This window comes from Flavobacterium araucananum (assembly GCF_002222055.1).
Classification (GTDB): Bacteria; Bacteroidota; Bacteroidia; order Flavobacteriales; family Flavobacteriaceae; genus Flavobacterium; species Flavobacterium araucananum.
Genome location: NZ_MUGS01000034.1, coordinates 102134 through 127883 on the forward strand (window position 1 = coordinate 102134; position 25750 = coordinate 127883).

General features: G+C 37.0%; 18 protein-coding genes. 6 read left to right on the forward strand and 12 right to left on the reverse strand.

Going from position 1 to position 25750, the window contains the following annotated elements; translation table 11 throughout:
* Positions 1-4: 4 nt before the first annotated feature.
* From B0A64_RS16075 to B0A64_RS16115, 9 genes are all read right to left on the reverse strand, one after another.
* Positions 5-664: a YoaK family protein gene (locus B0A64_RS16075; protein ID WP_089480518.1), complete on the reverse strand. Its 660-nt coding sequence runs from the start codon at positions 662-664 to the stop codon at positions 5-7.
* 7 nt (positions 665-671) lie between these two features.
* Positions 672-1145, reverse strand: a complete 474-nt coding sequence (locus tag B0A64_RS16080) for a Dps family protein (RefSeq protein ID WP_089480519.1) — start codon at positions 1143-1145, stop codon at positions 672-674.
* A 267-nt stretch (positions 1146-1412) separates the two neighbouring features.
* Positions 1413-1847 carry a DoxX family protein gene (locus B0A64_RS16085; protein ID WP_089480520.1) on the reverse strand — a complete coding sequence of 145 codons (435 nt, stop codon included), beginning with the start codon at positions 1845-1847 and terminating at the stop codon, positions 1413-1415.
* A gap of 12 nt (positions 1848-1859) precedes the next feature.
* Positions 1860-3746, reverse strand: coding sequence for an amidohydrolase (locus B0A64_RS16090; RefSeq protein WP_089480521.1), 1887 nt, complete (start codon positions 3744-3746; stop codon positions 1860-1862).
* 7 nt (positions 3747-3753) lie between these two features.
* Complete coding sequence (locus tag B0A64_RS16095) at positions 3754-4497, reverse strand: M17 family peptidase N-terminal domain-containing protein (protein WP_089480522.1); 744 nt, start codon at positions 4495-4497, stop codon at positions 3754-3756.
* A 218-nt stretch (positions 4498-4715) separates the two neighbouring features.
* Positions 4716-6116: an alginate export family protein gene (locus B0A64_RS16100; protein WP_089480523.1), complete on the reverse strand. Its 1401-nt coding sequence runs from the start codon at positions 6114-6116 to the stop codon at positions 4716-4718.
* 62 nt (positions 6117-6178) lie between these two features.
* Positions 6179-6811, reverse strand: coding sequence for a hydrolase (locus B0A64_RS16105; RefSeq protein WP_089480524.1), 633 nt, complete (start codon positions 6809-6811; stop codon positions 6179-6181).
* 26 nt (positions 6812-6837) lie between these two features.
* On the reverse strand, positions 6838-7158 hold the full coding sequence (locus tag B0A64_RS16110; protein ID WP_089480525.1) for a phosphoribosylpyrophosphate synthetase: 321 nt from the start codon (positions 7156-7158) through the stop codon (positions 6838-6840).
* Positions 7159-7232: 74 nt separating this feature from the next.
* On the reverse strand, positions 7233-8051 hold the full coding sequence (locus B0A64_RS16115; protein ID WP_089480526.1) for an alpha/beta fold hydrolase: 819 nt from the start codon (positions 8049-8051) through the stop codon (positions 7233-7235).
* Between the two features lie 708 nt (positions 8052-8759).
* Here B0A64_RS16115 and B0A64_RS16120 point away from each other — a divergent pair.
* The 6 genes from B0A64_RS16120 to B0A64_RS16145 all read left to right on the forward strand — a co-directional run bounded on the left by B0A64_RS16120 (position 8760) and on the right by B0A64_RS16145 (position 22658).
* Positions 8760-9494, forward strand: a complete 735-nt coding sequence (locus B0A64_RS16120; RefSeq protein WP_089480527.1) for a hypothetical protein — start codon at positions 8760-8762, stop codon at positions 9492-9494.
* A 116-nt stretch (positions 9495-9610) separates the two neighbouring features.
* Positions 9611-12892 carry a DUF6603 domain-containing protein gene (locus B0A64_RS16125; protein WP_089480528.1) on the forward strand — a complete coding sequence of 1094 codons (3282 nt, stop codon included), beginning with the start codon at positions 9611-9613 and terminating at the stop codon, positions 12890-12892.
* A gap of 19 nt (positions 12893-12911) precedes the next feature.
* Entirely contained in the window at positions 12912-15194 is a 2283-nt protein-coding gene (locus B0A64_RS16130) for a hypothetical protein (protein ID WP_123875928.1), read from the forward strand.
* A complete protein-coding gene (locus B0A64_RS16135) occupies positions 15187-18735 on the forward strand; it encodes a hypothetical protein (protein WP_089480530.1) in 3549 nt (1182 codons plus the stop codon). Before B0A64_RS16130 ends, B0A64_RS16135 begins: the two co-directional genes overlap by 8 nt.
* Before the next feature lie 28 nt (positions 18736-18763).
* The gene (locus tag B0A64_RS16140; RefSeq protein ID WP_089480531.1) at positions 18764-20584 is read left to right on the forward strand and encodes a Kelch repeat-containing protein; all 1821 of its coding nucleotides are present in this window, start codon (positions 18764-18766) and stop codon (positions 20582-20584) included.
* Between the two features lie 25 nt (positions 20585-20609).
* Entirely contained in the window at positions 20610-22658 is a 2049-nt protein-coding gene (locus tag B0A64_RS16145; protein ID WP_089480532.1) for a PQQ-binding-like beta-propeller repeat protein, read from the forward strand.
* 78 nt (positions 22659-22736) lie between these two features.
* Here B0A64_RS16145 and B0A64_RS16150 read toward each other — a convergent pair whose 3' ends face one another.
* From B0A64_RS16150 to B0A64_RS16160, 3 genes are all read right to left on the reverse strand, one after another.
* Positions 22737-23630 carry an alpha/beta fold hydrolase gene (locus B0A64_RS16150; protein ID WP_089480533.1) on the reverse strand — a complete coding sequence of 298 codons (894 nt, stop codon included), beginning with the start codon at positions 23628-23630 and terminating at the stop codon, positions 22737-22739.
* 154 nt (positions 23631-23784) lie between these two features.
* Positions 23785-24927: a helix-turn-helix domain-containing protein gene (locus B0A64_RS16155; RefSeq protein WP_089480534.1), complete on the reverse strand. Its 1143-nt coding sequence runs from the start codon at positions 24925-24927 to the stop codon at positions 23785-23787.
* Between the two features lie 28 nt (positions 24928-24955).
* A complete protein-coding gene (locus B0A64_RS16160) occupies positions 24956-25747 on the reverse strand; it encodes a hypothetical protein (RefSeq protein ID WP_089480535.1) in 792 nt (263 codons plus the stop codon).
* Positions 25748-25750 lie beyond the last annotated feature (3 nt).

Below are 25750 nucleotides of genomic sequence, written 5' to 3' on the forward strand. Positions count from 1 at the left end.
GATTTTAGCGGTGGTAGCGGTAGCATATTATCATTGCCGCTCCGGGTACGATCAAAGTGCCTAACCCAAAAAACTTTCCTGCAACTGCTCCTAAAAAACAACCTATTAGAAACCCGATTATGGTAACCAATTGTTTCTTAAAACTTAGCAACACGTCGACATCTTTAAGTCCGTTTTTTAATAAGTTTCCTAAATCAAGAGAAGCTTGTGTTACATTTCCCGTCATCATGGTTGTTGGTCCGTGTGTTTCTTTGGCATACAATTTTCCAAAAGCGTTCTGTAGTCCCATTGCAAACACTGTTGCCATTGCTACGGTATACATTGTCCATTCTGAAAATATTTCCAGATAGCCAAAAGCATAAGAGGCGATACCGCTTAAAACCAGAATAATCCCTTCATAAAATAAGATCGTATAGCGATTGGTACTTTTTAAGGCAATTTGCCCTCCGGTAATTACAGCCATTATAAACACAGGAAAAGTAAGCAGTTTTATCCAGGCATGCACATCAGAACCTTTAATGATCTGATAAGCAAAAACAATAAAGTTGCCTGTTACGTGTGCCGAAAATATAGAATCTGCCGCCACAAACGTTACCGTATCACAATACCCTGCTATCATGGTGAGCAGCAGGGTTACGTACCAAATATTTTTTTGTATTTCCATAATTTATTTATTTTAAGTGTGAACGAAGCATCCACGCCATTTTTTCATGATTTTCTAAAAGTCCTGTTATATAATCGCTGGTTCCTGCATCCTGCAATTCTGCTGTAAAATTATTGATGTTTTCACGCAGGTGAATCAGAATGCTTTCATGGTCCAAAAGCAATTCTTTGATATAACCCGTACTGTCGTTTTTTTCTCTTGATTGTTCTGTAAGATGGGTTAGTGCCAGATATTCTTTTAGTGTTCCCGGTGCATAATGTCCCAGAGTTCTGATTCTTTCTGCAACTGCATCTACGATTTCGTCTAAGGTTTCGTATTGCTGCTCAAAGAAAAGGTGTTTGTTATAAAAATCCGGACCTTCAACATTCCAATGTGCTTTTTTTGTTTTGGTATAAAGTACAAATTCGTCTGCCAAAACTTTTGATAAAACGTCTACTACTTTTGTGATACTTTCTTGTTTGATTCCGATGTTTGCTTTCATTTTAAATTAGATTTAATAATTAATTATTTTAAATTTATGTATTGGATATTTTTTCACGCAGATTTAAAAAGATTAAAGCTGATAAGCACAGATTACTTTAACCCGTTGTGTTTAATTATTTTTAACACATAGAAACATAGATTTTTTTTTGATTATGAAAAAAGAATTATGAAAGAAACTAGTTTCTCACACATAGCTATGTTTGTTTAAATAAAGTGAAACGCCTTTTTTATGCGTCCCAATAAGCTATGTTTCTATGTGTTTAAATTAATTGTTTAGATATGTTAATAAATAAGAATCAAGTGAATATTTTCCTGCTCCAAGAGCAAGAATTAATAATAAGGACAGGGTATACATATAAGGAACATCTCGTACTTCGAGTGAATCTTTTCTGTGTACGACAAAATATCCTACGGCTGTTACCCCAATTGTTGGCAACACTGCAAGTCGGGTTCCTATGCCTAAAATAATAAGAAACGGAACGACAGTATCAGAAAAAGTAGCGACTAATGCGTTTAGTTTTTCCGGTAAGTGCAACGGATTTGGGACTTGTTCTCTTTGTCCGTTTTCGACTCTGAATTTTTTCATGCCGTGTACTCTAAAAAGTTCGACAGCCAATAAAATTCTAAAAACTAAAAGTGACCCGTTATTGAGTGCTGTTCCTAAATCTGAATAAAGGATTTGTTTTATAATTTCGATCATTTTTTTTAAAATTTAAAAAGCAAAGCAGGAACAGCCCAATGCGCCCCAGAATGCAGTATAGTTATTTATCGGTACATTGCTCATTCTGGCAACATCATGACTGTGAGCATGAACATCGCAGCTGCCGCTACAACTGTGTATCTGAGAAGTAAGAGCTGGTTTTGCACCGGCTTTTGAGTTTTTCTCGATAGCATTCTGCAAGCTGCTTCTTACCGGATATCCGTTGTATATATTGGTTGGCGACCAGTCTGGTAATATCGGGATATGCGGTGGCGAGAAAGAAGAGAAATCTCCGTTTGCATACACAATTTTTCCGTCGACAATGGTCAAATCCGATTCTATTTTTTTGATATCTTCATCCTCAATAGTAAAATAATCACGATCCAACACGACCAGATCAGCAAACATTCCGGTTCTGATATCTCCTTTTTTTGCTTGTTCTTGCGAGAACCAGGCACTTCCTCTGGTGTATAACTCTAAGGCAGTTTCCCTGCTTAATCTGCTTTCGTTGTACAATTGCAAACCTCCAACAGTTTTACCCACGGTCATCCAGTACATCGAAACCCACGGATTGTAGCTGCTTACTCTGGTGGCATCAGAACCGCCTCCAACAGGCACTTCCATTTCGAGCATTTTTTTAATGGGTGGTGTATTTTCAGCTGCTTTTGCTCCGTATCGATCTGTAAAATATTCGCCTTGGTAGGCCATTCTGCTTTGTACGGCAATACCGCCGCCCAAATTTTTGACACGTTCGATATTACGTTCATCGATTGTTTCGGCATGGTCAAATATCCATGGTAATCCATTGAACGGAATTTCCTGATTGATCTTTTCAAAAACGTTCAGGAATCTCGTAATACTTTCGTTATAAGTAGCATGAAGTCTAAACGGCCAACGGTTTACAACCAATAATCGAACTACTTTTTCCAGTTCGGCTTCCATATTTTCAGGAAGATCAGGTCTTGGTTGCAGGAAATCTTCAAAATCGGCAGCCGAGAAAACCAGCATTTCGCCCGCACCATTATGACGGTACATATCATCTCCCTGATATAATTTTACGGTATCGATCCAATCTTCAAAATCTTCGAATTCGTGTTTTGGTTTTTGTGTAAAAAGATTATAGGCAATTCTTACGGTAAGTTGTTTTTTTTCATTCAGTTCATTCACGACTTTATAATCGTCTGGAAAATTCTGAAAACCACCTCCGGCATCGATCACACTTGTAATCCCAAAACGGTTCAATTCTTTCATAAAATGGCGCGTAGAATTAATCTGATGCTCGTAAGAAAGTGTTGGGCCTTTTGCTAGTGTCGAGTACAAAATCATGGCGTTTGGTGTTGCAATAATAAGTCCGGTTGGTTCCCCGTTCGAATCACGCTCAATTTGTCCTCCGGGAGGTGCAGGTGTGTTTTTAGTATACCCAACGGCTTTTAGTGCCGCTCTGTTCATGATTGCCCTGTCGTACAAATGCAGGATAAAAACAGGAGTTTCGGGAGCAATTGCATTAATTTCCTGCAAAGTTGGCATTCGGCGTTCTGCAAACTGAAACTCAGACCAGCCACCCACTACACGAACCCATTGTGGGTTTGGCGTGCGGTCTACTTGCTCTTTTAGCATTCTAAGTGCATCTGCAAGAGAGGGAACACCATCCCAGCGCAATTCTAAATTATAATTTAAACCGCCACGGATAAGGTGAATGTGCGAATCGTTGATTCCCGGAACCACTCTTTTATGCTTAAGATCGATTATTTTAGTGTCTTCAGATGCCAGTTCCATAACGCTGCTGTCGTTTCCTACTGCAATAAACTTTCCGTCTTTGATGGCTACAGCGGTAACATTTGGCGTTTCGGCATTGAAACTATGTATTTTACCGTTGTATAAAATTAAGTCTGCTTTCATGGTTTGGTTATTTAGCGTTAAGTTTTGCAATTGCTTCTTTGATTCCTTCGCCGGCAACGTTATAAAATGCTGGTCCGGCAAGTAATATAATTTTAGTCAGAGGTTTGTAATCGGATAGTTTTTTATCTTTTAAAAACGTCTGTGTTCTATAGGCTTCAAAAGCACCTAAAACTACATTTGAGGCGACCAATGCTGTAGGAGAATCAATTCCTGCATCTTTGATATCGCTTGCAAAAGAATAATTAGTAACTCCTAAACGTAAAGCTTCGCGCATGGCAGTACTTCCTACACTTATCATTAAATCGGGTGTAAATTTATTGCGGTCACCAAGGCCAATAAGCAATAATTGTTTGGCTGCCAATGTACCTTTTGGAGGGGTAATCAATAAAGTTTCAAGAGAATGCCCTGTAAATTTTCCGCTTTTGCGCAGTTCTGTAATAATACCTTTCAAGGCATCGTCCAGATGTACCATTCCGTTTAGGTTTGCCGGCAGGGCAGGAGGGTTAAAAATATCACCTTCTGTGTATTCAAAAACGCAGGCTACTTGTAATTCTGCTTCGGCAGCAGATGGTCCCTGAACCAATCCGTTTATAGCAACTCCGTCTACTTTTCCCCAAGTAACAGTAGAACCAAGTGTAGCTGTTTGCGCGAAGGCAGTATTAGTCAGTGAGCCTGCAAATAAGATTGTTATAAAAAGAATTAGAGAGGAGTATCTAAGTCTGTATGTCGATAAAATTGCTGTATTTTTCATTGTTATAAGTTTATTTAATAGGTTAAGTTTAATTTGTTAAAAAAATATTTAACGCATAGAGAGATAGATTTATATTTTGAAACTAATAAAAAAGAGTGTCAAAAGAAACTGGTTTCTCACACATAGCTATACGCATTGATGCAAGTGAAACGCCTTTTTTTACATTCCCAAAAGCTATGTTTCTATTTGTTTAAATTAATTGTGTTGAATAAAAAGTATTAAAATTTAAATCCGAGTCGGGCATTAAAGAAAACACCGTCTTTAGAGTTTGGAATAATGTCGTCTATAAAAGCACCGGTTTTAAAATATTGAATTCCGCTTACTACTGATATGTATTTGTTTACGCTATAAGAAAAATTGGCAAGATACGCCGTCCCGATATAACGTTCTGTTGAGGCACTTCCGGGAAGATTCAATGTACCACTTGGTCTGTAAACACCGTCCTGCAAGGAATATCTCCAGTTAAAAACCACATCGACCTGCATCTTAAGCTGTGGCAATAAATCCATTGTGGCATAAGGATGTATATCGATAAGGTTTACGGGACCTACCTGCGGACTAAAACCAAAATAACCTCCTTTGGGATATAGCGGATTAAAGGTTTGCAAACTTCCGTCGCCTTTGTTTTTATCTCCTGAAATATAATCATTTCTCAGGTTTATTGTGGGTTTAAATTTTATGTTTTCGAAGGAGTAACCAATATCTACAGATCCTGTCCAGGCATTGATGCGACCTGATCCAAAGGTTCCAAATTGATAAGCTGCTTCGAGATTATAAATAAAACCGCCGCCGTATTTCCAATATCTTGTGCCTACGGTATGTCGTTTTTCGGGAGCAATACCTTCTTCAAATAGTGACTCATCTCTTCGGATTCCCAGATAATAAAGATCCAGATTTCCTCCTTTTGGAACGATTATTTTCGAATAAGCTCCCCAAAGATTAAGTTGTTTAGACATTTTATTGTCCATAACCCCTTTATAGATGGTATCTGCCATCATCGCAAATCCGTCTATGGAAAATCTTGAAGATGCATACATTATTTTGGCTCCTGTAAAGTAAAGTCTGGCATTTGGGCCTTCTCTTACAGAGATTAACCTTCCTGAGCCATAATCCAATTCTTGTCTTCCGGCACGAACAATTAGTTTTTTATCTTCTTTTTGATATAAATTGACGTCTACAAAAAGATTCTGAACATTGAGCTGATCTTCATCAATACCTCTCGGGCCATTTATTCTGCCGTCCTGCAATGCGCTTCGAAGTTGTGCAAATACCCTGAAGGTTTTTCCTAAATGAATATCGGCATGAAGATCATAACGTTGCAGGAAAAAATTGTTATGACCAATATTTAGTCTTCCCCAGTCTTCATTGTCAAAATCAACGTATTCATATCGGGCTTCACCTCCAAAAGACATATAAACATCTTTTTGTTTGTTTAACGGTACGAATTTTAAATTTTGATAAAAATTTTTGCTCGAATCTTTTAGAAATTCATAGTTTTCGTCATAGCGCAAAAGCTTAAAATTTTGTGCCGATGCGATGCATCCTGCTAAAAGAAAATACATAACAATTAACCGGATGTTTTTGTGTTGTGGCAATATGTATTTTGATGATTTCAACATAATGAAGCGTAAGAGGTTTGTGTTTATTTTGTGTTAGGTTTCAAGTTTCAGGTTGAAATCAATTAGTGTTTCAACATATTATGTGCATAATGAATGCCTAAACCATAAGAGCCACCGTGTTTTTTCATCAGGTTAGTTACCGGAACATACGTTTCTTCGCGTGCCCAGTCTCTTTGTAGTTCTAGTAAATACTGGATAGAAGTTATAGGTTGTGCACCTGCTTGTATCATTCTTTGTATGGCACGTTCATGTGCTTCTTTGCTTACATCGCCACAGGCATCTGTAATAACATATACTTCATAACCTTCGTCTATGGCAGATAATGCAGGACCTACGATGCAAACACCTGTCCATAATCCTGCAAGAACTATTTTTTGTTTTTTTGTACCTGTAATAGCTTTATACGCTTTTTCGTCTTCCCAGGTATTCATTGTTGTACGATCGATATATCCTGAAGTTGCCATTGGGTAAAATTCTTCAACTTCCGGAAATACAGGACCAGAAAAGCTTTCTTCGGCAACGGTTGTAACGATTGTAGGTACATTAAAGATTTTTGATGCACCACTAATGATGGCCACATTATTACGCAATTCGCTTAGCGGAATGCTTGTGGTAGCAAATGCCATTTGTCCTTCAAAATCAATTAATACTAAGGCGTGATTATCCGGAGATAATAAGTTTACTGATGGTTTCATAGAATATTTGTTTAATGTTAGGTTTATTATGAATGTGTCGAAAGTTTGCGGATCATTTCTGTTGAGATCGAATCGGCGTAGATACCAAATGCGCTTGTCAAAACGCCTTTTATAGCATAAACATCAGATACAATTCCGTAAACAATGTCTTCATCTCCGGGATCTGTATCGCCTTCAAAACGAAACAGATATTCGATTTTAAATTCTTCCGGTGCCATGGTTTGTGTGTTGTTATTGTATCGAATACAGTTTTCGTCAAGATTAAAGTTTTCTGTAAAACCTTGCTGTGTCAACCATTGCAAAGCCTCGGTAACGGTATCGAATGAGGGTTGTTGAGAGGATTTCATAATTTGTCTGGGTTAAACTGCCTGTAAAAGTGAACTGTTGCAGGCAGTTTTGATTAATTGGAAAGAATGCCTGCTTATGCTTTGATAAAATCAAGAATATCTTTGTTGATAGTTTCTGCTTCTGTCGTTGGCATACCATGAGGAAATCCCGGGTAAGAAATCAATTTTCCGTTTTTTAATAGTTTAGCAGCTCTTGGTGCCTGATTAAAAGGAACGATCTGATCGTCTTCGCCATGTAATACGAGAACTGGAATATCTAAACTTTTAAGATCTTCTGTAAAATCGGATTCAGAGAAAGCTTTTATTCCGTCATAATGAGCCAAAACAGATCCCATCATTCCCTGACGCCACCAATTGTGTTTGATACCTTCCTGAACTACTTTTCCTTCGCGGTTCCATCCGTAAAACGGTATTGGGAAATCATAAAAATATTGTGCTCTGTTGAATCCTGTACCTTGTCTGATTTCATCAAAAATAGCGAGTGGCACACCTTCAGGATTTGATTCGTTTTGGATCATAATAGGCGTTACGGCACTAATAATGATTGCTTTTGCAATACGTCCTTTTCCATATTTTGCTGCATAACGTATTACTTCGCCACCTCCGGTTGAGTGCCCTACGTGTATGGCATCTTTTAGATCCAGCGCAGCTGTCAACTCTGCTACGTCTGCAGCATAAGTTTCCATGTTATTTCCTTGCGCACTTTGACCAGAGCGACCGTGTCCGCGGCGATCATGAGCAATAACTCTGTATCCTTGTTTAAGGAAAAACATCATTTGTGCATCCCAGTCATCACTTGACAACGGCCATCCGTGATGAAAAACGATAGGTTGTCCTGTTCCCCAATCTTTGTAAAAAATTTCTGTTCCGTCTTGTACTTTAATTGTGCTCATTTTGTTATGGTTTTTAGATTATTAAATTTTTGAGATAAATGTTAAAATTGTTATGCTTATTACTTCTTTAATTGGATTGTTGATCTGTTGTTTATTTCTTTTACAAACTTACTGCAGACCTGAAAATTGATTGGTTAACCTAGATTAAGAAAAAAATAGTTTTGTATTTTGTTTGCTTATTATTCATATTAATTGTTTGTTATGGATTAAATAAATTCATTGTGCCAAAGAATAAACAATTAATACACCAAGATACTTAATATATTGATAAGTAATGATTTAAGTGTTTTTGAGTAGTTTTTAAATTTACGATATTTAGTAAATTTATTAATTCTGTTCTGTGATTTTACTGTATTTAATAAAAGTAAAAGCATTATAAGGTTGTTCTTTTTTGAAAAAGGAACATTTGAAGTCTTATTTGTACCTGAAAACCATCTTTATTCTCTACCAGACAAATCTTTTTATATTCGAAACCCCTTTTTAGCATTAAAAACGAACCCCATAAACAGGTATTTATACTCATATTATGGTTGTTTTTTCTTTATACTTTTCGACCCATATTCCGGTTAGACAGAATGCCTTAAAGTCAGTACTATTCTAATTTTCTGACTTGATAAATTCATTTGATAAAACGATTATAGTCAATTGTTTTTTTAGCATAACCGGACTTATGTCCCCTTAAAATTATTAACTAAAAAAATTGAAATCATGGCATTAAACATTAAAAAAATTGAAAATCTGTCTTTAAAAGCAGAATTAAAGTCTGTTGACATCAGCAAGTTTAGTCACCAAACAGAATATTCGGAAACAATTTCTATAGCTCTTGCAGTTACTGAAGCCTGGGACCCTCAGGATAATATTGGAGTGATCTGGGAAGAAGATGGAAAAGAAGTGATTCGTGCAGTTGGAGGTACATTAGAAAAAAAGGGTAAAGAAGCAACAATTAGCGGCCTGGAAAGTGTTTCTAAATATAGTTTTGATGTAAACGGACAATTATCAATAGGTCCAAAAGATAAGCCGGATGCTGTTTCTCTAAGTGTGAGAGTGGGGAACATACGATCTGCTAAAAATCCAAAGGCTGACACGATAATTAATTTTAGTGATACTGAAGACGGAGCTACGGAATCCAGCATTAAACTGAATGATCTGGTAGACTGGATTAAGGATAAATCAGGAGATACTGAAGTGGTCAAATTTCCTGAAAAAGATAATGTAGATGCTGCCAAACAGCCTAAGAATTTTGAAATTGTGTTTAAAAAATTCTATTACAATATTACCCAAAAGACTTTTGATATTAATGTACAGTCAAAAGAGGACAATGAAATAAAGTTTGGTGCCTTTACGATTACAAAAGTAGGTTTTAGAGTTACGAATACTCCGGTAACTTTTAAAGAAGAGAAAAAATTAAAAGTTGTGCCAACCGCTGATGAACTAAGCGCTTAATACATAAAGTAATCAGATCTATTAACTATACTAATAACCGCAAACAGTGTGTTGTTATTGCTTAAACAAGGCAACATACTGTTTATTGTAGACTTTTTTTATAAGTATCCTTTGTTATGTCAGACCAAAAACCTTTTTTAGTAGAAATTACAGGCGAAACCCAATTTGATCTGGGCAATCCTCAGGCTGCAATTGCTGTAGATATTGCCATTGGTTACAGATCCAGAATTACAAAAGAAGATATAAAAGAACGTTATTTGTATGCTTCCCTGCAAGCTGCAAACGACGATGGCATTACGATCAAGGATCTTATTAAGTCGTGTACAACCAAGGAAACAGCAATTCCTGAATTTCTGGATAGTGTTGCTTTCAGTCGTTTCTCCGTAACGTATGGTACGGGAGGTATAAAGGCTTCTGAATTTATTATAGAATTTGATTGCAAAATTACGATTAATAAAAAGGAGCTTGAGGCAAAAATTGCCATTAATTATAAAAAAACAAATGAGGACGTTTCCTTTTCTTTTGGAGGAATTCTCCGGACTGGCGAGCATTCTTTTGGTCTGGAATTTTCTAAAATCAATAGTGTTCCTTATTTATATGCGAGGTATTTAAATTCTGGAGAAACCACCATTGATTTAAGAAAAATTGCCGAAAAATTCTTTGAGAAGGAAACGGTTGCCCAGATGCCGGATCTTTCTTTTACACTCAAAGAATTTAAAGCTTTTTTATTGTACAAAAAAGAAGCTAACAAATCAGTACTTTTCTTTGGTATGGGTGCCGGATTTGATATTGATTTAAAAAAACTGCCTATGGCCGGGCCTATTATATCTCAGGATAATGCTTTTGCTTTTAAGGAAGTTCTGGCGATTTATGCCAACGGCTCTTTTTCTAAAACCGAATTTAAGAATTTTATTGGTTTGCCTTCTGTCGATATTGAACAGGGACTTAATATTTCGACGCAACTGCAAGTTAATGGTGTCAATGAATATTATGTTTTAAATGATAATAAAGGTCCCCAACTTAAAGACACAACAAAAAAAGAGAAAGAAACAGAAAAAGGAAGTGCTGTCGAAGTTGCTCCTATGGGCGGCGGTATCCTGGCAAAGGCAAAGTGGAAAAAATTAGATAAAAAAATTGGTCCTGTAAGTCTTCAGCGACTGGGTTTTGTTTATGAAGACAGTAAGGTTGTTTTACTGCTCGATGCCGCTATAGAAATGGCAGGCATGGGGCTCCAGCTTATGGGGTTTGGTCTTGGGTTTAAGCTTAAATGGAAACCAGATATGCCTGATTTTTATCTGGAAGGAATTGGCTTGTCGTACAAAGCACCACCAATCGAGATTTCCGGAGCATTCCTGCATAGTAAAGCACTGTCTGATGGTAAAATGATTGATGTTTATAGTGGAGGTGCAATTATAAAAATAAGCCGTTTTACGATTTCGGCTATTGGGTCTTATGCAGATGTAAAGGGCGAGGCTTCTTTGTTTATTTATGGCGTATTTGATGGGCCAATAGGCGGTCCGGCTTTCTTTTTTGTAACCGGTATTGCAGCAGGTTTTGGGTATAATCGCAAAGTAAATGTACCTTCTATTGATGAGGTTGCTCTTTTTCCGCTGGTAGCATTAGCCATGAAACCGGAAAAAAATAGCGGATTAATTTCTATTTTGAATTCGCTAGAAGTCCCAATGCGCAACAAAAAAACACCTATAGAAATCTCGATTGGGGATTATTGGTTTGCTGTAGGGATCAAATTTACGTCGTTTAAACTTATCGAATCGTTTGTTTTGCTCACCGTTAATTTTGGTACACAGCTTGAATTTGCGATTCTGGGACTTTCTCGATTAAGCTGGCCGGAGAAATCACTGGCTCCTGAGCCCATTGTATATATAGAATTGGCAGTTCTGGCGCATTTTGGCCCGGGCAGTGACGTTATCTCTGTCGAAGCAGTGATTACGCCCAATTCTTATATTCTTTCAAAAGATTGTAAGTTATCCGGTGGCTTTGCTTTTTATTCCTGGGTAAAAGGTCCGCATGAGGGCGATTTTGTAATTACCCTTGGCGGTTATCATCCTAAATTTATAAAACCCGCCCATTATCCATCGGTGCCCCGATTGGCATTAAACTGGAAAGTAAGCAATTCATTGTCTATACGGGGAGAGATGTATTATGCCCTGACGTCATCTGCAATTATGGCGGGAGGAAAGTGGGAAGTACTTTTTACGAGTTCGATCATAAAAGCATCGATCCTGATCTGGGCAGATATGCTTATTTCGTGGGCTCCTTATCAATATTATATCGATCTTGGAATTTGTGTTAAAATCGAAGCAACAATCAAAATTCTGTTTATCCGCATTCATTTTAGTCTCGAAATGGGAGCACAACTGCACATTTGGGGACCTCCATTTGCAGGAGAAGCTTATGTAGACTGGGCGATATTCTCGTTTACGATTCCGTTTGGAGATCACTCCGGCAAAACTCCGGCAAAACTCAGCTGGAAAGAGTTTTCGTTGGGCTTTGTTCCTCAGAAAAAGGAGAATGCCAGTCCCGTTAAAGGAATTTCGGCACAAGCAAAAGCCAATCCGGTTTCAGATCCTGAACCAACGAATATAACCATTAGCAACGGACTGATTGAGGTAAAAGAAGAAGGAAAAGACAAGTTTCCGGTAATAAACCCCTGTCAACTGGCCATTACAATAGATTCTTTTATTCCGGTAACGCTATTAACGATTAACAAAAAAGAAATTGACGGTACGACTTTACTAAAATCAGAAACGGGTAATATAACTTACAACAGCAGAGAAAAAAATATAGGTATCAGACCTTGCGGTTTTACTACAGGCAGTGTCTCATTTGAAATGAATGTTGATGTTTTACTCAATGGTTCCCAGATAAAAATGTCAGTAACGGGTCTGGCAAAAGGTGTTGCCGAAGCTTTATGGAGCGGTAGCGAATCTAAAAGCAGTAATACAAATCCGGGTACAGCAAAAGTAATTACAAATGTATTGAGTGGCTTGTTGTTGCAACCGCCTGTTTTACCAAATCTTTCGCAAATCAGGACATTTGATTTCTCGAAATTAACAGACGAGTATTTAATCGATTTTAAATGGTTTTTTGAATTGGCACAATCCGCAGAATCGTATCATGCGACTGAAGTTTTAAGTTATTATGACGAAAAAAATAAAGTTTGGATCAAGGGTACTCTCGAAAAAACATATAACAAGGTAAAAAACAAACGTGACGAAATATTCAGGTTACTTAAAGCCGACTTCGATGAGAGTTTCGAGGACATTGACGAAATCGAAATTAGTAAAAACATGGCAAATGAAGGGCACTATTTTAAGGGGATTCCTGTAATATGCCCAATAGGTATGATACCACAATATAGTACAGATGTACAGTAACTCTTAGCAAGCAACTAAAATGAGTGAGAACACTAAAATAATTCAATGCTTTTTGCCTGCAATGGCTGCGGGTCGCTATACTGTAGCAGTAAACCAGCAGTTGATAAAAGATAAATTAAAAAAAGGGAAGACAACTCTTCAGGACATTACCAAAATAAAAGATAAATTAGAAAAAAAGGAGACAACTCTTCAGGTCATTACCAAAAAATTTGATTTTGGTGTCGATGCTGCGAGATTTAGTCTTGGTGCCAGTGCTATTTATTCTGTATTTCCTCCTGCAAATAAATCAGGAAATTATTCAGAAGCATTGCCACATATTATTTTTTCGAGAAGAACTTTGCCGTGGGAGCGTACACTAGACGGTAAGATTCCGGTGTTTCAGAGGGAGGAAACAGATGCAGGCAAACGTAACCCGCAGGATTCACCACCCGTTCCCTGGATGGCATTGCTTCTTTTTACAGAAGATGAAATGACAAAACTTCAAATTAATAAAAATACCATTGCCGGTATTCTCCAGCCTAATGTCGCAGATGGAGTGATTCGGCCAGAGATTTTTAGTTACGGAACAACCACAAAAGACGTACTGAAATTAATGAGTTGGGAAAAACCTACTGATGGCTGTTTTACAATTGATGTGACAAAAGAACAATTCGAAAAAAATATTCCGTCTGTTAAAAGTCTTTCCTTTTTAGCACATGCAAAAGAAGTAAGTATTGCCCATAAGGACAAAGAAGGAATCGACGATATTAATAGTGAAGGCAAAGGTCTTTTTTCGGTTTTAGTAGGGAACAGATTGCCTGCAAAAGGAAAAAACCATACGGCAATAGTAGTATCTCTGGAAGGATATACAAATTATCTAAAAGATCCTGTTGCCCTGAAAACCATTCCGGAAGGCAGTAAAGCCAGATTGGTGGTTCTGGCGAGTTGGAATTTTATTGAGTCGGGAACTTCCGGTTTTTTAGAACTGGTAAATGGTGTCGAAACCAAAAGTATGAAAATCGACAGAAAGGACGAAGCCAAAGAATTGTTGCCTTATTTTGATTCTGGTTATGCGCCACTGGAACATCTTACCCGTGCAGGAGCCAAAACCATATCCTGGTATCATGGTCCTTTTGTACCAAAGATGTTTCCTGCTACCTCTCGAAGTATTTCGTTTTCTACCGCAGATGCGGCCTTGCGATATGATAGAGAAACTGGTTTTTTTGATATTTCTTTTGCCGCCGCATGGCAGTTAGGGAGAATGCTTGCTTTGCAAAATCAGGAATTTTCTAAAGCAATTCTCAATTGGCGTATTGCACAATATGAGCTTGAAAGTTCTAATTTGAGAAATAAAGTGCTGAGTACAATCCTGGAGGATAGCAGCAAAACGGATCTAAAAGATAAAGTAATAGGTTATCTGGGAGCTTTGCATAAGGTAAAAATTGGCACTGTTACCCAAAAAACACCAGATCTGTCGACAGATATTCCGGCAGCAGTAAAACGTTTTTTAGGAGCGTTGTACAAACTAAACGGTATCCCGTTTTCGTATCTCGTGCCACACCATTATCTTTTAGAAAAACAACACACTAAAGGCAGCAAAGAATACTCCGGGACACTTTCTTTTTTTTATGTAGATCCCAATTGGATCGAAGCATTATTGGATGGTGCATTGAGCATTGGGCGGGTAAATAAAAATGATACGTTGCTGGAATTGGCAATAAGCGGGAAGTTTATTGAGGATTATACCCCACAAACTACTACAAGTCCAACTAAAGCAAAAGGGAAAACCCCAACCGAAGAAAAAGAAGAAAGAAAACTTAACACCACAGGATTTCTATTTCGATCAGATCTTATTTCGGGTTGGAGAGGCATAGAGATTCAGGCTTTTGATGATCAGGAAAAACTACTTCCTGCATTGCGCTTTGAGCGAATTGACGCAGATATTTTTCTGGGTATTTTTAACGGTAACATTAGCAAAATTATTATAACACAACCTTACGAAGGGCTTCAGTTTGGGATCAAGAGGGATAAGAATACGTATAGCAAGAATTTAAAGAATGAAGACGGAACCAATCAGAAAATAAGTGATGGTACGGCAGATGTAAACAAGGAATTAAATGACGGGCTTATAGAAAATAATATCATAGATATTGCGAAGCTGGCAGGTATAATGCACGAAAAACTGAAAAATAAAAAGTGGATGAATACGGAAGGAGAAAGTAGGGGAGAATATTTTACATCGGCAGAATTTGCTTTTCAGATGGTAGACAGTCCTGTAAAAAGGATTATTGATGTTGTGATAAATAAAAGTAAAAATGAATAAGTCTAAACTTTTAGTACCCATGTTTATGGAGGCTCTGGCGCTGAGCAATGACAAAACCGATTGTATGAATTTGCAACCTCGATGGCAAAATTATGAGCAAAGTATCCTGGGCAATCTCCTGCAACCGGATAGTAATGATTCTGTAGTGCTACAAAAAGGAATACACTTGCACTGGTCTTTGCCAAAGGCATTGAAACACTCGTTTATAGACGAAAAAGGAGAATCTGTGTTTCCTTATGTTCCTAATCGATGGATGGTGGTTCGCATCCGGACAGACCAAGGGATTACCAATATGCCATCGCGCACCTGGATTATAAAAAGTGATGAAAATAATACGCTAATAAATAATGAGATATATCCTGATTGGGTAGTTTTAAAAGAGAACAAGCTTACTTTTAAAAACTTAGGAAAAGCTTTTGAGTATACAAATCAATATGAAGATACTATAACAGAACCTATCCTGACAGGAGTTGGAGCTGCGGATCCTTATTTTGCTTCATTTTATCCCAGCAGCAAGAATGTTTTTGGTTTTCATGATGACCTGAAAGATATTGATTCTGATTGTACTGTAACTTATATTGTAAACGGCTGGTATAGCGATCCTGCTCAGGATCCTCTTACTCCGCTTAATTTTGAAGGCAAAGCGGTTACAAAAGAACAAATTAATAAAAGCAGGGATTTAGACTGGTTCAAACAGCAATGGAAATATACTGATGGCGAATATCCGGAGTCCTGCCTGCTGCATTCGTCTGTTACGAGTATCAACTGGAATCTGGAGCTCAAGAATGGTGTGCCGGATGGAGACGTGCAGGTTTATGCCGGAAATACGGCTATAGAATCCTTAAGTGCCCAGATTATAAAGAGCAATAATGTCAAAAAATCGGGAGTCGAAGAGTTATTGAATGCGCTGCAATATCAGCTTTTGGAAGACAGAGATAAGGAGCCCGGTTTAGAATCGATAAAAACAGAAATTCATAAAAGAGGATTTTCTCCCAAAAACAGAGATTTGTTTTGGGAGGTTACCAGAGTAGAAGCCAGCGATAAACAACTGGAAGATAAACAGGACAATCGACCTCATTTTCCGGAGAATAAGGCTCTTTTGAAAGATTTGAAAGAGCTGAATGAGGAACAGATTGCTAAAAATAGTATCGATCAGCAAATTTTGAGCCTTCAGCAGGAATATTATTTTCTATGGTATAAACAAGCCAATAAAACGGTACATAATGATACGGTTGCAGGTTTTGATTACGAAGGTTCGAGAACAATAATACTGGACAAAATTGTCGAGGCAAAAGTAGAGAGGGATTTGTGCCTTACAGCAATCAACAAGCATAAAAATAACCTGAAACTGTACAAGGAATTGTCTGATACCAATGGAGATTATGAACTAAAGGAAAAGCTCGAAGATCGTTTTTGGGAACCTAATGATCTTGTTTTGTTGTTTTGCGGTTCTGGTGTTGGTAATCTGAATAAACCTGTTTTTCAGACTTCGAATAAAGAAATTAAGTGCAGGACAGAAAATCAGATACTAAACAGGCTTGATCTCGAGGTGCCTTACAATACTACTTTTATTCCTGTAGCGATCTTACCTTCAGACTTTAGTGTTCCTAAAATAACTAAAGCTGTCCATGACAAAATACCTTTTGATACCCTGAAGGCACTTATATATGAAACATTGCTTCTTGATTCGTCTTTGGCATTAGATATTGCTTTGATGGCTTATAAGAGAGCATATTTAGGAGAAGGAAAAGATAAGAAAAGCGATAGTATCATATCTTTTTCTAAAAAAGTGATCCAAACCCAGGAAAAGCCCAACTATACAGGCGATACAAGACCATACGAAAGTTTTGCCCTGACCAGATGGAGCCAGGCCTGGACGCCGCTATTTATGACTTGGAAGGTGGCCTATACACCACATGAGCAGAATATAAAAGACCTGGATCTTTTGGAGAATACCAAAAGATGGAAATTAGAAGACGGTTTGTATTTCAAGAATCAAGCTGCAAAAGCTACAGCACAAAGTATTGTGATCGAGGGAATAAGTCCGTTTTCAAATTCGGTTGCAGCCAACCTTAAACGAATGGTTCCCGATAGTATTACCAAAAAGTACGGAGATCTTAATTTAATAGCCCAATCGCTGAGTGGTTTGCATAAAAATTTACTGATGCAAAGACCGGAAATTCAATTACCGCCTTTTAAATACAATAGTAATAAAGAGGGTGGTTTTGATAGTGATTTTTTGTTAGATGTCGATGAACTAAATAAGATTGGCGAAAATGGCTATCAGTTGGGGAGTAATCCGGGAGATGTAGACGGAAAAGATAACAATATATTTAACCCATTAAGGTCAGGTTTACTCCAGATAAAAAGCATTTCGATTGTAGATATTTTTGGTCAGTCCAAAAAAGTTATCATCGACAATGGTGAAGCAAACCCTAAAGTAACCTGTTCTGTTACGCTGTTGGGAGACGAAAAAGTTGATCCGGATACAATTCCGCTTCCGCCAAGAATAATACAGCCTTCGAGGTTGCAGTTTAATTGGTTAAATTCTGCCGATGAGGTTATCTATCAGGATGCAGGAATACTGGACAATCCTGTTTTAGGATGGCTGGTACCCAATTATCTGGACAACAGTATTCTGGTTTATGACGGTGAAGGCAATGAAGTTGTAGTGCTTCAGATTGTTGCTGATCTTAGTCAAAAAAATAAACTGGTCAAAAATCCTTTTCCGGGCAGGAACGCCATACCGCAACTTACAGATAAACCACAATTGCAACGGTTGCTCGATACTATCGATACAGGTGCTATTGCAGCGGGTATTATGGATCTGGCGTATAAGATAAACTTAAACATAACCGGAGGCAATGCCTTGCAAAATAATACGGCAGCATTATTGTGCGGTCAGCCTATCGCGCTTGTACGATGTGCTTTAAAATTAGAAACACTGGGATTGCCGTATTATAATCAGCGTTGGGATCTGTCAGGAAAAGAAGATACGGGAAATATTGAGACGGTGAAGTTCCCGCTTAGTCTGGGGAATTATACACTAGAAAAAGATGGATTACTGGGGTATTTTACAGATGCGCAAACAGATTCTTTTTATACCACGACCAATGCACCGGATTTTTATTTAAGTAAAAGCGAGCCTTTCTTTAAAAGTAATAATTCGCTAAAAATTGCCCTTAACCAAGACCCCTTAAAAGTAACTTTATTAGTCGATCCTTCGGCAGGAGTTCATTTGTCAACCGCCATATTGCCTACAAAGTTTGTAGAATTATTTCAGCATAACTCCTCCAGGCTACTTTCCGGACTTAATATCAGCTTTATGGTGGCTCCTTTTATAGCAGACAAAGTAGATCCCGGGATTCCGATACCCAGCGGTATAAACGCAGACTGGAAATGGACACATAAGTCTGATGTTACCACATGGCAAAGCGATGCAGCTGTAGCAGAAGGCAAAACGAAGCAAATTTCAGGGTTCAAAAAACAGCAGGTATATGAGGGCTGGTTACGGTTGAATAATTTGAAAACAAATAAATAATTAATTATATAATTTAAAAAATAAGGATATGAATTATGTAACAACAGGCAGCAGTAATTCAGTTCTTGATGGAGATCCGTTAAAACTGAAAATAGTGATTTCAAAAGTTCACTTAGATTCTATTTTGCCAACAGACTATTTTACTATAGAGAATTTAGAGAATATCATAGCAAATAATGACCTGAAATATGTGAAATGTAAATTATCCGGGGAATTAAAAAACGCAACAACAAAAAATTCTCCAGTATCAATTGGTGAATTGATCTATAATGCGAGTAATAAAGGAAAAAGGTCTTTTAAGCTTTCTCAAAACACCAATGAATTTGCTTATCTAATTCTGGAAATAAATAAAGTAAACTGTAGTATTGCGGGAGATTCTACAAATCTTGCTATTTCGTTCAAAAATAAAAATGACGAAGGAACACCTTTACCTTTAGTTCGAATTAATTTTACGGTTTATGCAGAGAAAGTAAAACCGGAGATCCTAAAATTTAGTTCAAACCAAATGGTTTTGCAACATAGTGAGCCTGCTACCTTATCCTGGAAAATAAAAGGGAAGCAATTTATTCTACGAGAAGGAATCCGGGAAATAGAGAGGGGAACAGGGTTGGTAGAGGATGAATACCCTCTTGGAAAGATTTCGAATGGCGACCATTCGTATACACTCGAAGTACAGCAAGGAGATGTCTCTGTTACTAAAACAATACCGATAAGAGTTCTGGATGAATCAAAAATGTATCCTATTTCGGCTCCGTCAGATAATGATGTGAGTTATACAATTAGTAATTTTTGTGTGAGTCAGGATTCTTCCTGCCTTTTTAGTCTCGTACTTAAAAAAGAAGACAATATAGGCAGGTTAGACCACATTAGGTATACGTATACAAACGATAGCTCGTCTAACAATTGGTCGAAGATTAAGTTATCAGAAACTGAAAAGGAGCAATTAAAACCTTTTGCAGGATCTCCGTTTGTGCACCTCAAAAGTCCGGGAGAGTTTTATGGGCGCTTACTTTTTATAGGGGGCAGTTATGTAAACGCTACAAAATACAATAAATTGGTTGTTATAATCGATTTGGATGCAGAATCTGGCGATAGGATCTCTATTATAAATAATATGCCTTGGTCGTCGCGTATGGGGCATTCCTGTACTCTTTTTACTCATGGCGATCAGGATAAGATCTGGCTCATAGGGGGTATTGATGAATGGGGAGCAGCTCTTAATGATATTTGGGTATCAGGAGATGGTAAAGTATGGGAGAATTTAAGTCCCGATGGTACAGTAAACCCAAAGCCGAAAGGCCAAAACCTGCAAATTCCGGCAACAATGCCCTGGGAGAAAAGAGGTATGGCAAGTGTTACTGTCGAGCTCAATAATGACGGCTCTAAGAGGGCCCTGTTGATTGGAGGAGGTTTTTCTGAAATGGGAGGCAGTGAAACTCCGGATATCTGGAAATGGGATAAAAAGAGTTGGGAGGCATTTAAAGATTTTAAGATTAACGGTTCTTCTTATTTGTCTTCGGCACTGTTTTTTTTAGGTAAAGACATTATAGACAGTACAGGTTTTGTTTTGTTGGGAGGATATGAGAGAGAGGAAAACGGCGAAACTGTAAAAAGAAAATATTTTTATAATTTAACAATTAACAATGGGCAATATATAAATGTAGTACTTGATGAGGCTTCCGGTGCAGGAAGTTTTGCAACCTCAAAAAATTCAAAAATAATTACCGGTTTTTTCAAAGGATCTATGTGGTATATCGTCTTGACCAATGAGGGAGCTGCAGGAATAACCTATTCTAATTTATTTTATTGGATACCCGTTTCAAACGGCGAAACCTTAATTTTTACCTAGTTTCGAAACCTAAAAACAATACGTTATGAGCAAAATACTAAAAAGAAAATGTTTGCAGTTTGCGGTTTATTTTCTGTTGCTAATATTACCTTCACAGCTGCTGTTTTCACAGGAAAAATATACTGTTTTACTACCGGAAATTGATAAAGGTATCCCTGTAGAAAGCGATCAAAATCTTCGAATAGCAGCAGATAAAACAGGGAATGAAACGGCAAAATCATTTTTTAAATTTAATTTTAATTATTTGCCTGTCCATGCACAGGCTGGCTTACTTCATTTAAAATTGTATGTCATACCCAATAGTGTTGTATCTGAACATTCAGTACAAACAGTAACGGTCTTAAAAGGCCATAATAACTGGACAGGAAACGAAACCAATCTAAATGATGCAAATCTGGATTGGGCCAAAATCAAAAATAATAAAGAAGGTCCTATTGGAGTTGCAGAGGTAATAAAGAATTCAGAATTTATAGCGATGAAACTCAAAATTCCGGATTCGTCTAAATTTTTTCCTTTTTTTTTGCCGGATGGTATTCTTTCGCTTGCAGCGCGATCTCCTGAAAAGAGGCAGGGCACAAAATTTTTCTCCTCTGCAACAGCAGAAGCATCTCTTAATTTCCTGAGAAAACCAAAACTGCTTGTAACCTACACAATAGATCCTTATCCTTTTCGAACAGACTGGGCACAGCCATTTGCAAATTCTCAGCACAATAGTTTTCTGGGCTGGCAATCTAAAAGCTACACCACGACTGCACAAGTTAGAAAACTGCCAAATACCCGGAACGAATATATTCAGGAAGCAGGTATTTTGATTTATAAAAACCAGCCCGTTATTTTTACGCAGGCAACAACCGGATCTTCAACTGTTTTCTATGTCAGGCAGCTCAACGCAAAAGGCGCTGTTTTATGGAGTGCAGGAGTAGATGCAGCTCCCAAATGCAGTCCGCTAATCGATGAGCAGGGCAGGTTGTATTATATCTCTACAGACAACAAACTAACGTTGCTGGACATGAATAATAAAGGAACTGTTTTGTTTAGCAAATCTCTTTCTGAACTATCAAATCGACAAATAGGCAAAGTAAATAATACGGTTACTTTGGGATATGACGGAACATTATATATACCATCAGATAAAGGGATCTTTGCGGTTTCGGCTTTTCCGCAACTTAAAATAAGATGGAAATATGAACAAAAGGAAAATGAGATAAATGGTCCTGTCTCGCTCAGTACAGACGAAAGTAAGGCGTTTTTTATCAATGTAGACCAAAAGAATGAAAGGAGCCAACTTATAGTCCTGGATAATCTGGACGGAAGCTTAATTGCAGCATCTGACTATCGTTTGGGAAGTTATGCCAATGATCATAACTATTACATTCCTGCTCCGGTTGTTCAGGATAATTCGAGGGTTTTTGTCCTTAATGGTTTTGATAGTGGTAATAAACTTTTTGTTTTTGATATTAATGATAAAAAAGAAATCAAAACGCAAAATATAGCTGCTGACAAAGGCATTTCGCAACCTGTAATAGATTCAAGCTCAAATGTTTATTTTGTTTATAACAATAAGATAGCAAAGTATGATGCTTTGCAAAATGCAGCAATTGTATTTGATGGATCAGCGACTTTAGACAATGCCTCAATTTTGATTACAGATGCCTCGTCGAATATTTATGCCATAGATACGTACAACCAGACACAAAAAAAAGTAACAGGGATAAGGAACAATAGTGCTGATCCGGATTATTTTGCTAATTCTTTTGTAGTCGATATCAATACTGATGCAGTAGGAAACCCCAGAAAAAAATTAGCTCTTGCGCCAGACGGGACCCTTTATACCGCAACAGCTACCCATGTGCTAAGCATAACACCCGTTACGGTTGCGGCAGAAACGACTACTATCAATTTGGATAATTTAAGTACCAATACAGTCTATAGAGCATCTAAGACTATAATTGTCGAAGGAATCGATATAGAAGCCTCAATAAATACGATTCTTAATTCTGGCGGAAGCATTTCTTTCAAATCGGGTTTAAGGGTTATAAAAGGAGCACAATTAACATGCAAAACGGGTTTTTAAGCCCATGAGTTTAATACAAAATTTATACTATGAAAACTATATATAAACTAATAGCAGTTACTGTTTTTTTAGGGAGTTTTAAGGAAGTTTTGACAACAATAACCTGATATTTTCTAAAACAAGTTCAGGTTCCTCAAGTTGTATATAATGTCCGGATTTTACGGTTGTAATATGCGTAAAATCAGTTACGCCAGCCTTAAGGGATTCCTTCGAGTCGTACCACAGTTGCCTGTCGGCTGCATCATGCTGAGCATCAATTTTCATACTTGTCAGGGCAATAACCGGAACATCAGGCAAATTTGGTAATCCTGCCATATAGGTAAAATCGTCTCTTAATTGCAGGGTTTCCTGTGCGATGCCTGAGTTTGCACCATAAGTAGTTTTGTACTGATTGTAGAAATCGTTTATCTGATCCTGCGAAAGATGATTGTACTTTTCATGCGAAGCATCGACAAATAGTAATCCGGCAACTTTTTCAGGATTTTTTATAGCATAATCCCTGATAATCATGCCGCCTAGCGAATGTCCTGCAAGCACTACTTTTCGACCCTGGGCAAAGGTATTGATAACAGTTTCGAGCTCATGGCTTAAGGTACTGATATTTCTGGGCGCGGGACCAATTTCTGATTTTCCGTAACCGGCCCTGTCATATAATAAAACATCCGAATCTAAAAAATTAGCTATTGATACAATTTCAGTTAATTTTCCGGTACTGTACCACGACGTATGATCGTCGCCATGACCGGACTCAAAAACAACCAAATATTTTGAATTTTTAGACACCGTATATGCCATTAGTTTATGAGTGCCTAAATCTACCGGAGTTCCCGGATATTCCGGATTACTGTTTTTTTCATCGTTTGAGCAGGAAACAGAGCAAACACTACATATTGACACCATAAAGACACACAGTAATCTGTTTATAAGGAGTTGGTTTAGCTTTATCTTTAAAGCTGTTTTTTTTAAAATCATTTTTTGTATTTTAGTTTTTCATCCAATAAATTCGGTACAAATATTAGGATTATTTAAGATCCCGAAGTTCTGATTTATGAATCAGAACCTATTTGTAAACAGCAATACGCTATGATTTTACTAGTCGTAAAAAAACTAAATGTTGCAAAAGAAGCTACACCGATTTGAGAATCGTTTTTTTGAATTCAGACGGAGTTTGATCCGTCATTTTTTTAAAGGTGGTATTAAAAACCGTTTTTGAATTGAAACCAACTTCAAAAGCAATTCCCATTAAACTCAAATGTTCTTTTTTAGGATCGTGAATCATTTTTTTTGCCTCTTCGATTCGGTACCGGTTAACAAACTGATAGAAATTTTCGTCGCAACCTTTGTTGATAATATACGAAAGTAAATGTGATGAAATATTGAATTGAGAAGCCAGTTTGAACAAACTTAATTCAGGATCCAAAAAAGGTTTTTTATCATTCATTACAGCAAGCAAGAGGGTTTTCATTTCTATTAGTTCAGCATCAGAAAGTAGTTTTTTCTGGTTGCTGCCTAAATTTGAAGTTTCGGTTACAAGAACTTCAATTTCTTTTTTTTCTTCCGGATTAAGCAGAATAATTTCTTTTTGTTTTAAAGAGGAATAGGCAATAAAAAAAATACCAACAAGATAAATCAGACTTGCAAAATTGTCGAATACAACATTGGTTTTGGCTAATTTAAAAACAATATCAAGCAACCAAATTCCCGTAAGTATCAAGACGCAAACGACTACATTTTGTAACCATTTGAAGTTTATTGCAGATACATTTGAAGTATATAAAAATAAGCTCTTTTGATACGCAGCGATTTTTTGGTAAGCCAAAATACCATAGGAGACAACCTGAATACAAAAAACAAAATTAAAACCAGTAACAATTACAGCAGCACTTTTTTTATCGGCTTCTGTCGTTGGGGGTTTTACATCGATCAGCAGCGAAAGTAGCAGTAATAATAGGATTATAAAAGCAAATACAAAATGAAAATTATCTTTTATTCGCCATTTTCTATTTGGAGCAATAAAATAAATTACACTAAAATAAAAAACAGGAGCGACTATAAAATCCGTTAAACCCAGAAAATCATTTAGGGGCATTCTTGTTTTTAAAATCTCCGTTTTTTCGAGCAGGTCATTAAACTCCAGAAGAAAAATACACAATATAAAAGTGCCAAACCATTTATTGACGGTACCGCTTACCGGATTGATATTGGCAAAGATTAAAAACGCTAATAATAAAGTTGTTCCAGCAACAAAAAAGCTGATTAGTTGATCCATGAAAACAAATTATTAGGACTGTATATATCTAAGCATCAATCTGAATTAGAGATATTAGTTCTAATTCGGTAATCTCATTTTCGCTTATTTCCTGCATTGCCAGATATCTAAAATTTATATTGATGATATCTGAATTAGGAATAACTAAATATCTACTTGAAATTACATAATATTTCTCTTCAGAATCTTCATCGTGTTCTAAATATCTCCTAATTGGATTTCTAAGATGAACAGCTTCAAGATCTCCTTTGCTGTCAATATAATAATTAAAATATTCGCCTGTATACAATACATTTTTTCCATTGACCTTGCAAAGTACATTGATAATTTTATCTGTAATTTCTTCGTAGTGATCGGGGACATCAGGAAAGTCCAGACATTCTCCGGTAAAAATGTAGTGCCATTTATTTGAGAATCTGAAATACCTTATTTTTCGATCTAAATTAAGTTTTCTGATTCCTTCACGAATTAAATATCCAGAGAAAAATGAGGTTGTAAATAAGATAAAGTTATAGGTAAAAATGGCGTATTTATAGTTTCCTAATTGCTTAAAACCAGATTCTGCTTTGTTAGAAGCGGTTACTCCCAGAATAAGATTTCCTAATTGTTCAAAATCAATATAGTAATTGGATGTATTGTGAAGTACGGCAATAAATAGGGTGTGTAAAGCGAGGGATGGAATTATAGACCAGGTTAAATCATTTACGAGATTTCTATTGAGGTCTTTTACGCTTAGTTTCGAAGAATTATAAGCATTTCGGGCAATAAATCCCGGTGCAAGAATTATAAAAAGTAAAATAGTGGTGAAAGCAATATTCATATC

What these genes read in the sequence shown, in the direction of transcription:
- B0A64_RS16075 (WP_089480518.1), bottom strand. Translation starts at nt 664, where the DNA reads ATGGAAATACAAAAAAATATTTGGTACGTAACCCTGCTGCTCACCATG.
- B0A64_RS16080 (WP_089480519.1), bottom strand. Translation starts at nt 1,145, where the DNA reads ATGAAAGCAAACATCGGAATCAAACAAGAAAGTATCACAAAAGTAGTA.
- B0A64_RS16085 (WP_089480520.1), bottom strand. Translation starts at nt 1,847, where the DNA reads ATGATCGAAATTATAAAACAAATCCTTTATTCAGATTTAGGAACAGCA.
- B0A64_RS16090 (WP_089480521.1), bottom strand. Translation starts at nt 3,746, where the DNA reads ATGAAAGCAGACTTAATTTTATACAACGGTAAAATACATAGTTTCAAT.
- B0A64_RS16095 (WP_089480522.1), bottom strand. Translation starts at nt 4,497, where the DNA reads ATGAAAAATACAGCAATTTTATCGACATACAGACTTAGATACTCCTCT.
- B0A64_RS16100 (WP_089480523.1), bottom strand. Translation starts at nt 6,116, where the DNA reads ATGTTGAAATCATCAAAATACATATTGCCACAACACAAAAACATCCGG.
- B0A64_RS16105 (WP_089480524.1), bottom strand. Translation starts at nt 6,811, where the DNA reads ATGAAACCATCAGTAAACTTATTATCTCCGGATAATCACGCCTTAGTA.
- B0A64_RS16110 (WP_089480525.1), bottom strand. Translation starts at nt 7,158, where the DNA reads ATGAAATCCTCTCAACAACCCTCATTCGATACCGTTACCGAGGCTTTG.
- B0A64_RS16115 (WP_089480526.1), bottom strand. Translation starts at nt 8,051, where the DNA reads ATGAGCACAATTAAAGTACAAGACGGAACAGAAATTTTTTACAAAGAT.
- B0A64_RS16120 (WP_089480527.1), top strand. Translation starts at nt 8,760, where the DNA reads ATGGCATTAAACATTAAAAAAATTGAAAATCTGTCTTTAAAAGCAGAA.
- B0A64_RS16125 (WP_089480528.1), top strand. Translation starts at nt 9,611, where the DNA reads ATGTCAGACCAAAAACCTTTTTTAGTAGAAATTACAGGCGAAACCCAA.
- B0A64_RS16130 (WP_123875928.1), top strand. Translation starts at nt 12,912, where the DNA reads ATGAGTGAGAACACTAAAATAATTCAATGCTTTTTGCCTGCAATGGCT.
- B0A64_RS16135 (WP_089480530.1), top strand. Translation starts at nt 15,187, where the DNA reads ATGAATAAGTCTAAACTTTTAGTACCCATGTTTATGGAGGCTCTGGCG.
- B0A64_RS16140 (WP_089480531.1), top strand. Translation starts at nt 18,764, where the DNA reads ATGAATTATGTAACAACAGGCAGCAGTAATTCAGTTCTTGATGGAGAT.
- B0A64_RS16145 (WP_089480532.1), top strand. Translation starts at nt 20,610, where the DNA reads ATGAGCAAAATACTAAAAAGAAAATGTTTGCAGTTTGCGGTTTATTTT.
- B0A64_RS16150 (WP_089480533.1), bottom strand. Translation starts at nt 23,630, where the DNA reads ATGATTTTAAAAAAAACAGCTTTAAAGATAAAGCTAAACCAACTCCTT.
- B0A64_RS16155 (WP_089480534.1), bottom strand. Translation starts at nt 24,927, where the DNA reads ATGGATCAACTAATCAGCTTTTTTGTTGCTGGAACAACTTTATTATTA.
- B0A64_RS16160 (WP_089480535.1), bottom strand. Translation starts at nt 25,747, where the DNA reads ATGAATATTGCTTTCACCACTATTTTACTTTTTATAATTCTTGCACCG.